Raw genomic sequence first — 13,804 nt, 5'->3', positions numbered from 1 at the left:
AGATCACCCCACCCCGTCACATGATCTCGCTTCGCTCGATCACGTGCCGACCCTTCCCCTCCAGGGGAGGGTAAGCAAGAGATCGCGGCAACCACCCTCCCTTGCCGAAGCCGCATTGGGTGTCTACCTCTCGCGAAGTGTTTACCTGAAAGGCTCCCCCATGCTGGATGCCGCCATCAAGGCGTTGTCGCAAATGATCTCGCCGCCGATGCGCTCGATCCTGTGGCGATCGGTCGGGCTTGCGCTCGTGCTGATCACCGTGCTGGCGATCGGCTTGCAGCGGCTCTTGAGCTGGTTTGCGACCTCCGGCGAGGTCTGGCTGGAAGGCCTGCTCGGGCCGGGCTGGCACACCTCGCTCGAGGTCTTGTCCTGGATCGTCTCGATCGCGGCGGGCCTCGGCGTCGTGTTCGGCGGCGTATTCCTGATGCCCGCGATCACCTCGCTGGTGGCGAGCCTGTTCGTCGACGACGTCGCCGACATCGTCGAGCGCGAGCATTATCCCGCCGAGCAGCCGGGCCTCGCGCTGCCGTTCAGCCAGGCCATTTTCGAGGGCATCAAGACCGCGCTCCTGACCATCCTGGTCTATCTGATCGCGTTGCCGCTGGTGCTTTTCGCCGGCGCAGGCTTCCTGATCTTCTTCGTCGCCGCCGCCTGGCTGCTCGGCCGCGAATATTTCGAGCTTGCCGCGATGCGCTTCCGCTCGCCGGAGGAGGCCAAGGCGATGCGGCGCGACAATGCCGCCACCATCTTCACCGCCGGCCTCTTCATCGCCGCCTTCGTCTCGATCCCGATCGTGAATCTGGCGACGCCGATCTTCGGCATGGCCTTCATGGTCCACATGCACAAGCGGCTGTCGGGCCCGCGGCCCGAGCTGATCGAGCCGGCGCGGCAGATGCGGTGACGCGCTCTACATCACCCGCACGCCGCACTTCCGCAGCACCGTCTTGGCGAAGCCGAACGGCGCCGGCGTGAACGGGCCGGCCGGCGCGCGGGTGATCAGTGCGAGGATACCGAGCGCGGCTATCGCGAGCCAGAAGCACAGCCAGAAGCCGTCGATATAGGCGAGCACATTGGCTTCGCGCTGCACGATGCCCGCCAGCGTACCGACCGCGCGCGCCTGCGCCAGCCCGGCGCCGTGGGCAGAGAAGTGATCGGCAAACTGCTTCAGGACGCGGACCACATCGACATCGCCGATGCCGAGGTTCTGGCCGAGATAGAAGGAATGGACCTGCTCGCGCACGCGCAGCCATGTCCCCATCAGCGCCACGCCGATCTCGGCGCCGCCGAGCCGCATGATCTGGATATAGGCGGCAAAGGAGGTGGCACGGCTCGGGTCGGAGTTCGACAGCAGCGTGATGATCAGCGGCAGCAGGGTCAGCGACTGCCCGATCGCCTGGAGCAGCACGATGCCGACAAAGTCCTCGCGCGCCCAGTCATGGGTGAGCTGCGTACCCCAGAGATTGGCGGCGGCGAAGCAGGCAAATCCCACGACAATCACGGTGCGCGTATCGAAATGCCGCAGCAGCCAGATCGAGAGCGGCACCAGCACGAACATCGGCAATGCGCCATAGGTGAGCAGCAGCATGCCGCTCTGCTCGGGCCTGAGCAGCGCGATGGTGGCAAGGAAGTTCGGCACCAGCGAGGCGTTGGACAGGCTCGTCAGCGTGTACAGCAGGATCAGCACCAGACCCAATCCGATATTGCGCGAGAACAAGACGTTCACATGCGCCCAGGGCTGCCGCACCAGCGACTCGTTGACGAGGAAGCCTGCGAACAGCACCGCGCCACCGACGAGCAGCGCCATTACCGTCCCCGAGCCGAGCCAGTCCAATCGGTTGCCCTGATCAAGCCCGGCATAGATCATCGCGACCCCTGCGCCGAGCAGCAGCATGCCGCCCCAGTCGGCCTCGCGCAGCAGTGCACGATTCACCGGCTCGTTCGGTGTGCCGAGATAGACCATCAGCCCCATCAGGGGCGCGATCACGACGCTCTGCCAGTACAGCCATTGCCAGCCGAGATGGTCGACATAGAAGCCGACCAGCGAGCTCGAGGTATCCAATGCGAAGCCGACGCGGATCGAATAGATCGAGATCGCCGGCAGCCACCAGCGGATCGGCAGATTGCGGAACACGATCATCAGCGTCGCCGGCACGAAGGTGCCGAGCAGGAGGCCATGCGCGACGCTGAGCGCGAGCAGCGTTGGATAATCGTGTACGAAGGGAACGATCAGCGAGATGACGGCATAGATCAGGCTCGGAATGCCAAGCACGCGCCGCAGCCCGAACACGGTCGCAAGCCATGCCACCGCGGGCGCGATGAAGATCTGCGAGCCGATGCCGGCGGTGGAGAGCCAGGCACCCTCGTCGAACGAGAGCGAGAACGCGCCGCGCAAATCGGGCAGGCCGACCGTGGTCAGGCGGCTGTCGAAATTGGCGAGGAAGGAGCCGAGCAACACCGCGGCCACGGCGAACAGCGGCTGCGGCGCGACGCCGCCGCGCGAGAGCGGTCCGCGATCTGTGTCGTCATTTTCCGCCATTCGCCGCCTTGGTGTCGATGCGGGTGACGACCGACATGCCCGGCACCAGGCGCGCCAGCAGCGGCTGGTTATCATCGAGCTGGATGCGCACGGGAATGCGCTGCACCACCTTGGTAAAATTGCCGGTGGCGTTATCAGGCGGCAGCAGCGCGACCTGCGAGCCCGTCGCCGGCGCGATGCGCGCGACCTTGCCGCGCAGCGTCTCGCGCGGAAAGCTGTCGACGGTGATCTCGACCGGCTGGCCCGGCTGCACATGCGTGAGCTGGGTCTCCTTGTAATTCGCGATCACATAGACCTGCGGCAGCGGCACCACGTTGATGAGGTTGGTGCCGATATTGACGTAGTCGCCGGGCTGCACCTGGCGCTCGCCGACGACGCCGTCGAACGGCGCTGTGATCCTGGTGTAGCCGAGCTTGAGCTTCGCACCCGCCAGCGTTGCCTTGGCCGCCGCGACATCGGCGGCGCGCTGCTTCCTGGTGCCTTGCAGGACTTCGAGCTGGTGCTGCTGGGCTGCGATCACGGCGCGGCTCGCACGCACGTCGGCCTGCGCCTTGGCGTAAGCAGCCACCGCCTGCTCAAGGCGCTGCCGCGTGCCGGCTTCGGTCTGCGACAGCGATTGCTGACGTTCCTGCTCCTGCCGTGCCTCGACCTCCATGGCTTCGGCGGAGAGCCGCGCGGCCTGCGCCTGCGCGATCGTCGCATATTGCAGCTCGACCTGGTTGGCCAGATTGTCGAGCGCGGCCTGGGCGGCGGCGACCGCAGCCTCGGACTGCGCGACCTGGGCCTCGTAATCGGCGGGATCGATCTGGATCAGGAGATCACCGGCCTTGACGCGCTGGAAGTCGGTGACGGCGACGGTCAGCACTTCACCCGAGACGCGACTGGAAAGCCGCGTCAGCTCGGCGCGCACATAGGCATCATTGGTGGTCTGGATCACCGCATTGCCGACCCATTCGTCGAAGCGCAGCGTCGCCAGCGCGACGAAGCCGAGCGCGACGATCACGGCGAATAGCGGGATCGCGAACCGGCTCCACAGTGAAGTGGCTGGCCGCTGCGTTGGTTTCGATGACGGGGCCGGTGTCGCGGCGGCAGCCGGGGGCGGGACTTGTTCCTGTTGACTCACGATTTCACCCCAAGTCGCTCTGCTCTCACCGCCGTCATTCCGGGGCGCCTCGAAGAGGCGAGCCCGGAATCTCGAGATTCTCAGGTGCGCAAGTGCGCACCATAGTTCGATGCTGCGCATCGCGCCTGGAATGACATTGAATCAATTGCTCAGACCGTCTTCTCCGGCCACCGGCACAGATCGTTGATCAGGCAGACCTCGCAGCGCGGCTTGCGCGCGAGGCAAGTATAGCGGCCATGCAGGATCAGCCAATGATGGGCATGCAGCATGAACTCGGCCGGGATCACCTTTTCGAGACCAAGCTCGACCTCCAGCGGCGTCTTGCCGGGCGCAAGCCCGGTGCGGTTGCCGACGCGGAAGACATGCGTGTCGACCGCCATGGTGTGCTCGCCGAAGGCCATATTGAGCACGACGTTGGCGGTCTTGCGGCCCGCTCCGGGCAACGACTCGATCTCGGCGCGCGTGCGCGGCACCTCGCCGCCGAACTCGCTCAGCACCTTGGCCGACAGCGCGATCACGTTCCTGGCCTTGGTGCGGTAGAGGCCGATCGTCTTGATGTACTCGCGTAAAGACTCCTCGCCGAGATCGAGCATCTTCTGCGGGGTGTCGGCCACCTCGAACAAGGCGCGCGTCGCCTTGTTGACGCCGGCATCGGTTGCCTGTGCCGACAGCACCACGGCGACCAGCAGCGTGAACGGATTGACGTGCTCGAGCTCGCCCTTCGGCTCCGGATTGGCCTTGCGGAAACGGCTGAAGACCTCATGGACCTCGGCGGGCGTCCAGCGCTTTATCGCCTTGAGCGTCTTTTTGGCGGGCGCGTTCGGCTTCGCGACGACCGCCTTTGTCTTCTTCTTCGGCACCGGCGCTTTACGCGGAGCCGGCTTGCGGGTGATTTTCGCCATGATCGGGATATACTGAGGGACGATGAGCACAGGCAACGAAATTGAGGGCAGCGATCCTGATCCGCGCGACGTGCAGATCTTCTCCGCGCGGCTGACGCCACACCGCTCGCTGAACCGCACCGGCTTCCTCGCCGTGATGCTGTTCCTGAGCGTGGTCAGCTTCGTCACGGGCCTCGCCTTCCTGATGATGGGTGCCTGGCCGGTGTTCGGTTTCTTCGGCCTCGACGTGCTCGTGATCTGGTGGGCCTTCAAGGCCAATTTCCGCGCGGCGCGGGCCAGCGAGGAGATCGTGGTCACGCCGTCGGAGCTGCGCGTGCGCCGCGTCAGCCATCGCGGCCAGGTCTCGGAATGGACGTTCAATCCGCTCTGGGTCCGACTCGACCAGGAGGTCGACGAGGAATACGGCATCGAGCACCTCTATCTGATCTCGCGCGGCCGCCGGCTGCTCATTGCCGGTTTTCTCGGTCCGGAGGAAAAATCGAGTTTTTACAATGCCTTGGTCGGCGCCCTGAATGCTGCCCGGCGCGGCCCGACCTACAATCCGGTGATCTGAGCGCAGTCAGAAATCGGGTGGTTTCCCACCCGTCCCTCTCCTACATTTCCAGTCATGATGACACTCGCCATACATGACCAGCGCCTGGCCGGGCCGGGCACCCAGAACGCCGCGCTCCGCGACTATGATTCGGTGCGCCGGGCGATCGCCTTCATCTCGGAGAACTGGCGCGCGCAGCCGACCATCGAGGCGATGGCGGATGCGGCCGGGGTCACGCCGGATGAACTGCACCATCTGTTCCGCCGCTGGGCCTCAATCACGCCGAAGGCTTTCATGCAGGCGCTCACCCTCGATCACGCCAAGGGCCTGCTGCGGGACTCAGCGAGCATCCTCGACGCCGCGCTCGACTCCGGGCTGTCAGGCCCCGGCCGGCTGCACGATCTCTTCGTGACCCACGAAGCGATGTCGCCGGGCGAATGGAAGAACGGCGGCGCCGGCCTGACCTTGCGTTACGGCTTTCACCCCTCGCCGTTCGGCACCGCGATCGTGATCGCGACCGACCGCGGCCTGTCAGGACTTGCCTTCGCCGATCACGGCGAGGAGAAGGTCGCGCTCGCTGACATGACCCGGCGCTGGCCGAACGCCACCTATGTCGAGGATCACGAAGGCACCGCGCCGCTCGCCGCGCGCATCTTCGATACGAAGCTGTGGCGGCCGGACCAGCCGCTGCGCGTGGTGATGATCGGCACCGATTTCGAGGTGCGGGTGTGGGAGACGCTGCTGAAGATCCCGATGGGGCGCGCGGTGTCCTATTCCGACATTGCCTGCAACATCAACAGCCCGAAGGCCTCGCGTGCCGTCGGCGCGGCAGTCGGCAAGAACCCGGTCTCGTTCGTCGTGCCCTGCCACCGCGCGCTCGGCAAGAGCGGCACGCTCACCGGCTATCACTGGGGCATCACGAGGAAGCAGGCGATGCTGGGCTGGGAGGCCGGACAGCTGGGGGTGCTGTAGGCACTGCAAGCACACTGCCGTAGGGTGGGCAAAGGCGCAACGCGCCGTGCCCACGATCTATCTCAAGTCGCTGACGCTGCGTGGGCACGCTACGCTTTGCCCACCCTACGGCAGCGTGCTTGCGGCAAAAGATCAGCCCGCCAGATCCAGCTTCGAGGCCACCGTCGAATCCGCGTTGAGGCGGTAGATGATCGGCACACCCGTCGCCAGCTCGCGCTTCAAAATGCCTTCGGGCGAGAGCTTTTCCAGCACCATGATCAGCGCGCGCAGCGAATTGCCGTGGGCGGCGACCAGCGTGCGCTTGCCGTTGAGCACGCCGGGCAGGATCTCCTGCACGTAGTACGGCAGCGCCCGCGCGAGCGTATCCTTCAGGCTTTCGCCGCCGGGCGGCGGCACGTCGTAGGAGCGGCGCCAGGTTAGCACTTGGTCCTCACCCCATTTCTTGCGCGCGTCGTCCTTGTTGAGGCCGGAGAGATCGCCGTAGTCGCGCTCGTTCAGCGCGAGGTTCTTCGTCGTCGGCAGGCCCTCCTGGCCGAGCTGGCCGAGAATGAGATCGAGTGTGTGCTGCGCGCGCGTGAGCACCGAAGTATAGGCGACGTCGAACACCAGGCCCTGCGCCTTCAGCTTGCGGCCGGCTTCCGTGGCTTCCTTGACGCCGAGCTCGGTCAGGTCAGGGTCCTTCCACCCCGTGAACAGGTTCTTCAGATTCCATTCGCTCTGGCCGTGGCGCACGAGCACGAGAAGACGTTCGCTCATTGACTGCTTTCCGTTAGGTTCGATTAAATGTCGGACAGGCCGAGCACGTCGGCCATGGAGTAGTGGCCCGGCTTCTTGCCATGCGCCCACAGCGCTGCCTTCAGTGCGCCATGGGCGAACAGCATGCGGTCCTCGGCCTGGTGCGACAGCGTCAGGCGCTCGAACGCGCCGAGGAAGGTGACGCTGTGATCGCCGGCGACGGTGCCGCCGCGCAACGAGGCGAAACCGATATTGCCCGGCCTGCGCGCGCCGGTGATGCCGTCACGGCCGCGCTCGGAATGATCATCGAGGGTGACGCCGCGACCGCTGGCTGCGGCCTGCCCCAGCATCAGCGCGGTGCCGGATGGCGCATCGACCTTCATGCGATGATGGGTCTCGACGATCTCGATATCAAAACTCTGGTCGAGCGCCTTGGCGACGCGCTTGACCACGGCGGCCAGCAGATTGACGCCGAGGCTCATATTGCCTGATTGCACCACGACCGCGCGGTTGGTGACGCTCTTGATCACGGCGTTGTCAGAGCCCGACAACCCGGTCGTGCCGACGACATGCACGATCCCGCGCTGTGCCGCGATCGCGACATTTGCAATGGTCGCCGCCGGAACGGTGAAGTCGAGGATGCCGTCGGCCTCCTTCGACATCGCCCAGAGGTCAGCGGAGAGCTTGATGTCGTTGGCCGGCAGTCCTGCGAGCACACCGGCATCCTTGCCGAGCAACTCCGAGCCGGGGGCCTCGAGCGCGCCGGCCAGCACCGCGCCTTTGCTCTCGGCAATCGCCCGCACCAGCGCGCGGCCCATCCGGCCACCGGCTCCAGCAACAATCAGGCGCATGTCGGACATGGTGTGATCCTCTCATGGCCGTTGTAGCGGGGGGACGCAGTTCCGGCAACCGAGGGGGGAGCAGCCGGGCTCCCCTCTCTAAAGCGTCATGGCCGGGCTTGTCCCGGCCATCCACGCCTTGCCACGCGCAAGAAGAACGTGGATGCCCGGGACAAGCCCGGGCATGACGACCCCTCGTGAACGTTCAAATGCGACGGCCCTCCCCTCCCGCGCAGGGGAAGACCAGCAGCACGCCTCAGCCGTCAGACGGCTGCGGGCCGTCATAGCCCTCGATGATGATGAGGTCGGCGACCGAGTGGGGCTGGCGCACCTTGATGTTGGCCTGGTATTCCGGCGAATTGTAGCAGGCGATCGCCGTCTCGTAGTCCGGGAATTCGATCACAACGTTGCGGGTGCGGCTGGCGCCTTCGACGGTGGTGAACTTGCCGGCGCGGACGACGAAGCGGCCACCCCACTTCTTGAAGATCGGACCGTTGGCGACGGCGTAGGGCTTGTAGCCCTCGTCACTGCTCACATCGACGCGCCCGATCCAGTAGCCTTTTGCCATTGTTCTTCTCCCTTGTTTGTTGATTAGCCGAGCGCTTGCGCGATCTCGGCCTGGATGGCTTCCGCGATCGCCTTCGGGTCGGCGGCTTCGACGACCGGCCGTCCGACGACGAGATAGTCGGCGCCGGCGGCGATCGCGCGGCCCGGCGTCATGATGCGCTTCTGGTCGCCGGTCGCCGAACCGACCGGCCGGATGCCGGGCGTGACGAGATGCATCTGGTGGCCGACGATCTTGCGCAAGGCCCCGACTTCCTCAGGCGAGGACACCAGTCCGTCGATGCCAAGCACCTGGGCCTGCTGCGCGCGGGCCTCGACCAGCTCGGAGACGCCGAGCCGATAGCCGGCCGCGTGCAGATCGTCCTCGTTGTAGGATGTCAGCACCGTGACGGCGAGGATCTTCAGGCTGGAATTGCCGCGGCCTTCGACCGCGCCCTTCATGGTCTGCGGATAGGCGTGCACGGTGAGGAAGGTGGCGCCAAGCCTGGTGATGCTTTCGACGCCTTGCATCACGGTGTTGCCGATGTCGTGCAGCTTGAGATCGAGAAAGACCTTCCTGCCCTTGTCGGCGAGCTTGCCGACCAGCGGCAATCCGCCGGCATAAGCGAGCCGATAACCGATCTTGTAGAAGGTGACGCTGTCGCCGAGACGATTGATCGTCGCCTCCGCGGCATCGACGCTGGGCAGATCGAGCGCGACGATCAGGCGGTCCTTGGGGGCGATCTCGGCTGGCGTCATGTCACCTCACATCATGCGTTGGGAAATGTCGATCAACTGCGCCACCAGCTCCTTCAACGCGGCGATATCGCCCTCGTTCTTGAGCCTGTCCATATCGTCATAGGCCTGGTCGGCAAAGGCGAGCGTGAGCTGGCTGGCAATCACGTTGGCGTGGCAGGAGGTCAGGATCAGCCTGAGCGCCTGGAGCGCACGGGCCGCGCCGAGCCGGCTCTGCGAGGCGCCGGCGAGCGCGAAGGCGCGGTTGCGAAACACATCGCCGCGCGCCTCGTGCAAATCATGCACGCGGCTGACCCAGTCGATCGCGTTCTTGAGAAGCGGCGGCACCGAGGCATTGTATTCGGGCGAGACGATCAGCACGCCATGGTGCGCGCCGATCATGCGCTTGAGGTTGATCGCGTGCTTCGGCAGGCCGGACTTGGCCTGGAGATCGCCGTCATAGATCGGCAGCGGAAAATCGGCGAGCGAGATGCGGGTGACGTCGACGCCGGCCCGGGCGAATTCATAGGCAGCGACCGCCGCCAGCTTCGCATTGTGCGAACCGGTGCGCAGCGAGCCGGGAATGATCAGGATCTTGGGGGCTGACATCCAATCCAATGCGTTCGGCGATACGAGCCCGCCGCGCAAAGAACCAAGCCGGCGGAATTAGTCCTTGCGATACACCCAGACGCGGGCGGGCGGAAGGTTCATCCAGATCCGTTCCGACGCCTCTGTGGACACGCCGGGCAGCGATTTCGGGATCGGCGGCACCACCGCATAGGTGAACTGGACGAAGGGCGCCCCGGGCGCAAGCGCCGTGAAGGCGTCGCGGATCAGCCGCAGCCGCGTCAGCATTGGTTTTGTCACCAGCGGCAGGCCGGAGACGACCGCGGAGGCCGGCGCGCTCAGGACGTTCCAGAGCGTGTCACGCAGGCGATAGGCATCGCCCTGCACAACCTTGGCCTGCGGATAGCGGTCGCGCAGCAGGGCGCAGAAACCGGGATTGTATTCGACGAGGACGAGACGCTTCTGATCGACGCCGCGCTCGATCAGGGCCGAGGTGATCGCGCCGGTGCCGGGCCCGAGCTCGACCACAGGCGCGTCCGAATCGATATCGACGTAATGGGCCATGGTCCGGGCCAGCAGCTTGCCCGACGGCATCACGGCGCCCATGTGCAGGGGCTTTTCGATCCATGATCTGAGGAAGCGCACCTCGTCATCGAGACGAGGCTTCTTCAACGCACGCGCGGACGATGGCAATGGCATGTCAGGACCGGACGGGACCGCGGGACCGCGGCGTGTCAGAAAATGGTCATAAAGACGTATAGGCCGAAGGCGGTATGGTCAAGCCGGGTCAACTCGCCCGATTACCGAAGAAATCCTTGACCTTGGCGAAGAAGCCCTCGGATTCCGGCTGGGTGTTGCCGGAGGATAGCTTTTCGAACTCGGCCAGCAATTCCTGCTGCTTCTTGGTGAGGTTCTGCGGGGTCTCGACCACGACCTGAACATACATGTCGCCCATCTGGCGCGACCGCAGCACCGGCATGCCTTTTGATGCAATGCGGAACCGGCGGTTCGACTGGGTCCCGGCCGGCACTTTCACCTTGGCCTTGCCCTTCTCGATGGTCGGCACCTCGAATTCGCCGCCGAGCGCCGCCGTCACCATCGAGATCGGCACACGGCAATGCAGATCGGCGCCGTCGCGCTGGAAGAACTGGTGCTGGGCCAGCGACAGGAAGATGTAGAGGTCGCCGGGCGGACCGCCGCGAACCCCTGCCTCGCCCTCGCCGGCGAGCCTGATCCTTGTGCCGTCCTCGACGCCCGGGGGGATGTTGACCGAAAGATTCCGCTCGCGGGTGACGCGGCCCTGGCCCGAGCAGGACGGGCAGGCATCCTCGATCATCTGGCCGCGGCCCTGGCAGCCCGGACAGGTCCGCTCCAGCGTGAAGAAGCCCTGCGACTGCCGCACGCGGCCGGCGCCGCCGCAGCTCGAGCAGGTCTTCGGCTTGGTTCCCGCCTTGGCGCCGATACCCGAGCAGGCCTCGCAGGTGACCGAGACCGGAATCTCGATCTGCGCGGTCTTGCCGCCGAAGGCTTCCTCGAGCGTGATTTCCATGTTGTAGCGCAAGTCGGCGCCGCGCTCGCGGCCGCCGCGGCCGCGCTGCCCGGCCATGCCGAACAGATCTTCGAAAATGTCGGAGAAGGAAGAGGCGAAACCCGCGCCGAAGCCGGCGCCACCGCCGCCCTGCTCGAAGGCGGCATGGCCGTAACGGTCATAGGCCGCGCGCTTGTCCTTGTCCTTCAGGACCTCGTAGGCCTCGTTGATTTCCTTGAACTTGACTTCGCTGGTGTCGTCCCCGGGATTGCGGTCCGGGTGGAACTTCATCGCCAGCTTGCGGAACGACGATTTCAGAACGGATTCGTCGGCATCGCGTTCGACTTCGAGGGTTTCGTAATAGCAGCGCTTGGTGGACGTGGACATGTGGGACTCGGTCTATCCAATCGCGATTCAAGTCGGAGCGAAACGACGTCGCCACACGACGATATAGGCAGCCTTCTGCTTGGCGGCAGAGGGCAGCGCGGCGGCGTTCAGCATAACGGCTGGGAATTGATCGATCGTAACGGGCGACCCGCCCGTCCGTCCCGACACGACGGCCTCCCCCGCGAAGGAGGAGGCCGGTAGAGCGTGTGGGGTCCAAGCCGTCCGCATCATGACCCTCTTGGGGTTCAGGCGGACTTCTTGTTGTTCTTGTCGTCGTCGACTTCGGTGAATTCCGCGTCGACGACGTCGTCCTTGGCCGCATCCTTCTTGGCGTCGGCCTCGGCCTGCTGCTTGTACATGGCCTCGCCGAGCTTCATCGAAGCCTGGGCCAGCGTCTGGGTCTTGGCCTTGATCGCCTCGGCATCGTCGCCCTTCAGCGCTTCCTTGAGGTCGCCGACGGCATCCTCGATGGCGCGGCGCTCGGTCTCACCGACCTTCGAACCGTGCTCGGCCAAAGCCTTCTCGGTCGAATGCACCAGACCATCCGCCTCGTTCTTGGCGGTCACGGCCTCGCGGCGCTTCTTGTCCGCCTCGGCATTGGCCTCGGCGTCCTTGACCATCTTCTCGATGTCGGCTTCCGACAGGCCGCCGGAGGCCTGGATGCGGATCTGCTGCTCCTTGCCGGTGGCCTTGTCCTTGGCCGAAACGTTGACGATGCCGTTGGCGTCGATGTCGAAGGTCACCTCGATCTGCGGCATGCCGCGCGGAGCCGGCGGAATGCCCATCAGGTCGAACTGGCCGAGCATCTTGTTGTCGGCCGCCATTTCACGCTCGCCCTGGAAGACGCGGATGGTGACCGCGTTCTGGCTGTCCTCGGCGGTCGAGAACACCTGGCTCTTCTTGGTCGGGATCGTAGTGTTGCGGTCGATGATGCGGGTGAACACGCCGCCCAGCGTCTCGATGCCCAGCGACAGCGGGGTGACGTCGAGCAGCAGCACGTCCTTGACGTCGCCCTGGAGCACGCCGGCCTGGATCGCAGCGCCGATCGCCACGACTTCGTCCGGGTTGACGCCCTTGTGCGGCTCCTTGCCGAACAGCTGCTTCACGACTTCCTGGACCTTCGGCATGCGCGACATGCCGCCGACCAGAACCACTTCGCCGATCTCACCGGCGGTGACGCCGGCGTCCTTCAGCGCCTTGCGGCAGGGCTCGACGGTCTTCTGGACGAGGTCGTCGACCAGCGCTTCGAACTTGGCGCGGGTGAGCTTCATCGTCAGATGCTTCGGGCCGGTCTGGTCCGCGGTGATGAAGGGCAGGTTGATCTCGGTCTGCGTCGTCGAGGACAGCTCGATCTTGGCCTTTTCAGCGGCTTCCTTCAGGCGCTGCAACGCGAGCTTGTCGTTGCGCAGGTTGATGCCCTGCTCCTTCTGGAATTCGTCGGCGAGATAGCCGACCAGACGCATGTCGAAATCTTCGCCGCCGAGGAAGGTGTCGCCGTTGGTCGACTTCACCTCGAACACGCCGTCGCCGATCTCGAGGATCGAGATATCGAACGTGCCGCCGCCGAGATCGTACACGGCGATCGTGCCGGTCTTGGTCTTGTCGAGGCCATAGGCGAGCGCGGCCGCGGTCGGCTCGTTGATGATGCGCAGCACTTCGAGGCCCGCGATCTTGCCGGCGTCCTTGGTCGCCTGGCGCTGGGCGTCGTTGAAGTAAGCGGGAACGGTGATGACGGCCTGATCGACCTTCTGGCCGAGATGGGCTTCCGCGGTCTCCTTCATCTTCTGCAAGATGAACGCCGAGACCTGCGAGGGCGAGTAGGTCTGGCCGTCGGCCTCGACCCAGGCGTCGCCGTTGGAAGCCTTCACGATCTTGTAGGGGACGAGCTTCTTGTCCTTCTCGACCATCGGGTCGTCGTAGCGGCGGCCGATGAGGCGCTTCACTGCGAAGAAGGTGCGCTCGGGATTGGTGACGGCCTGGCGCTTGGCCGGCTGGCCGACGAGGCGCTCACCGTCGTCCGTCACGGCGACGATCGAAGGCGTCGTGCGCATGCCTTCGGAATTCTCGATGACTTTGGCGTTCTTGCCATCCATCACGGCGACGCACGAATTCGTGGTGCCGAGGTCGATCCCAATGACCTTTCCCATGGTCCTGATATCCTTGTTTTTGCGGCAGGTTGGCTGGGCCCAGAAGGCACCCGACCGAAACCCCCTAAGATCAAACATCCGCGATATTGCGATGATTGAGGCTCATATAGGAGGGGGGGAGGGGCCCGCAAGGACCGAAGCTACGTTTCTGCCGTGAAAACATTGGGTTTTGGACGATGATATCCGGGCTTCACCGCCCTTGCGGGTGAGGAATTATTAACAGGTTCAGGCTTCAGCAAGCCCCCGCTACCGCAAGCC

The 13,804-nt window shown here is 65.1% G+C and carries 14 protein-coding genes; 3 read left to right on the top strand and 11 right to left on the bottom strand.

The genetic code is table 11. From position 1 onward, the window contains the following. The first annotated feature begins 160 nt into the window (after positions 1-160). Positions 161-901 carry a sulfate transporter family protein gene (locus CV770_RS38520; protein ID WP_104466041.1) on the top strand — a complete coding sequence of 247 codons (741 nt, stop codon included), beginning with the start codon at positions 161-163 and terminating at the stop codon, positions 899-901. Positions 902-907: 6 nt separating this feature from the next. Here CV770_RS38520 and CV770_RS38515 read toward each other — a convergent pair whose 3' ends face one another. From CV770_RS38515 to nth, 3 genes are all read right to left on the bottom strand, one after another. After that, positions 908-2,536: an MFS transporter gene (locus tag CV770_RS38515; RefSeq protein ID WP_104466040.1), complete on the bottom strand. Its 1,629-nt coding sequence runs from the start codon at positions 2,534-2,536 to the stop codon at positions 908-910. After that, complete coding sequence (locus tag CV770_RS38510) at positions 2,523-3,659, bottom strand: HlyD family secretion protein (protein ID WP_104466039.1); 1,137 nt, start codon at positions 3,657-3,659, stop codon at positions 2,523-2,525. The genes CV770_RS38515 and CV770_RS38510 overlap by 14 nt, the downstream gene beginning before the upstream one ends. Positions 3,660-3,808: 149 nt before the next feature. Then, the gene (gene nth / locus CV770_RS38505) at positions 3,809-4,561 is read right to left on the bottom strand and encodes an endonuclease III (RefSeq protein ID WP_201760224.1); all 753 of its coding nucleotides are present in this window, start codon (positions 4,559-4,561) and stop codon (positions 3,809-3,811) included. A gap of 22 nt (positions 4,562-4,583) precedes the next feature. Here nth and CV770_RS38500 point away from each other — a divergent pair, with 22 nt between their 5' ends. Together CV770_RS38500 and CV770_RS38495 are read left to right on the top strand one after the other, a co-directional pair. Next, entirely contained in the window at positions 4,584-5,114 is a 531-nt protein-coding gene (locus CV770_RS38500; RefSeq protein ID WP_104466038.1) for a DUF2244 domain-containing protein, read from the top strand. A gap of 54 nt (positions 5,115-5,168) precedes the next feature. Further along, complete coding sequence (locus CV770_RS38495; RefSeq protein WP_104466037.1) at positions 5,169-6,065, top strand: methylated-DNA--[protein]-cysteine S-methyltransferase; 897 nt, start codon at positions 5,169-5,171, stop codon at positions 6,063-6,065. A 132-nt stretch (positions 6,066-6,197) separates the two neighbouring features. Here CV770_RS38495 and CV770_RS38490 read toward each other — a convergent pair whose 3' ends face one another. From CV770_RS38490 to dnaK, 8 genes are all read right to left on the bottom strand, one after another. Continuing rightward, positions 6,198-6,821 carry a 2,3-bisphosphoglycerate-dependent phosphoglycerate mutase gene (locus tag CV770_RS38490; protein WP_104466036.1) on the bottom strand — a complete coding sequence of 208 codons (624 nt, stop codon included), beginning with the start codon at positions 6,819-6,821 and terminating at the stop codon, positions 6,198-6,200. Between the two features lie 23 nt (positions 6,822-6,844). After that, positions 6,845-7,660, bottom strand: coding sequence for a 4-hydroxy-tetrahydrodipicolinate reductase (gene dapB / locus CV770_RS38485; RefSeq protein WP_104466035.1), 816 nt, complete (start codon positions 7,658-7,660; stop codon positions 6,845-6,847). A 235-nt stretch (positions 7,661-7,895) separates the two neighbouring features. Next, the gene (locus tag CV770_RS38480; RefSeq protein ID WP_027566211.1) at positions 7,896-8,207 is read right to left on the bottom strand and encodes a DUF1330 domain-containing protein; all 312 of its coding nucleotides are present in this window, start codon (positions 8,205-8,207) and stop codon (positions 7,896-7,898) included. 23 nt (positions 8,208-8,230) lie between these two features. Next, positions 8,231-8,941: an orotidine-5'-phosphate decarboxylase gene (gene pyrF / locus CV770_RS38475; protein WP_104466034.1), complete on the bottom strand. Its 711-nt coding sequence runs from the start codon at positions 8,939-8,941 to the stop codon at positions 8,231-8,233. A 6-nt stretch (positions 8,942-8,947) separates the two neighbouring features. Beyond that, entirely contained in the window at positions 8,948-9,526 is a 579-nt protein-coding gene (locus CV770_RS38470) for an NADPH-dependent FMN reductase (protein WP_104466033.1), read from the bottom strand. Positions 9,527-9,583: 57 nt separating this feature from the next. Next, complete coding sequence (locus CV770_RS38465) at positions 9,584-10,183, bottom strand: class I SAM-dependent methyltransferase (protein ID WP_091962468.1); 600 nt, start codon at positions 10,181-10,183, stop codon at positions 9,584-9,586. Positions 10,184-10,271: 88 nt separating this feature from the next. Continuing rightward, a complete protein-coding gene (gene dnaJ, locus CV770_RS38460; protein WP_028139412.1) occupies positions 10,272-11,399 on the bottom strand; it encodes a molecular chaperone DnaJ in 1,128 nt (375 codons plus the stop codon). A 245-nt stretch (positions 11,400-11,644) separates the two neighbouring features. Next, positions 11,645-13,546: a molecular chaperone DnaK gene (gene dnaK, locus CV770_RS38450; protein WP_028139411.1), complete on the bottom strand. Its 1,902-nt coding sequence runs from the start codon at positions 13,544-13,546 to the stop codon at positions 11,645-11,647. Between the last annotated feature and the right edge of the window lie 258 nt (positions 13,547-13,804).

Source organism: Bradyrhizobium sp. AC87j1 (genome assembly GCF_002936975.1).
GTDB classification, from domain to species: domain Bacteria; phylum Pseudomonadota; class Alphaproteobacteria; order Rhizobiales; family Xanthobacteraceae; genus Bradyrhizobium; species Bradyrhizobium shewense.
Note: the sequence above shows the minus strand (reverse complement) of the source record. Positions and strands in the feature narration are given on the sequence as shown.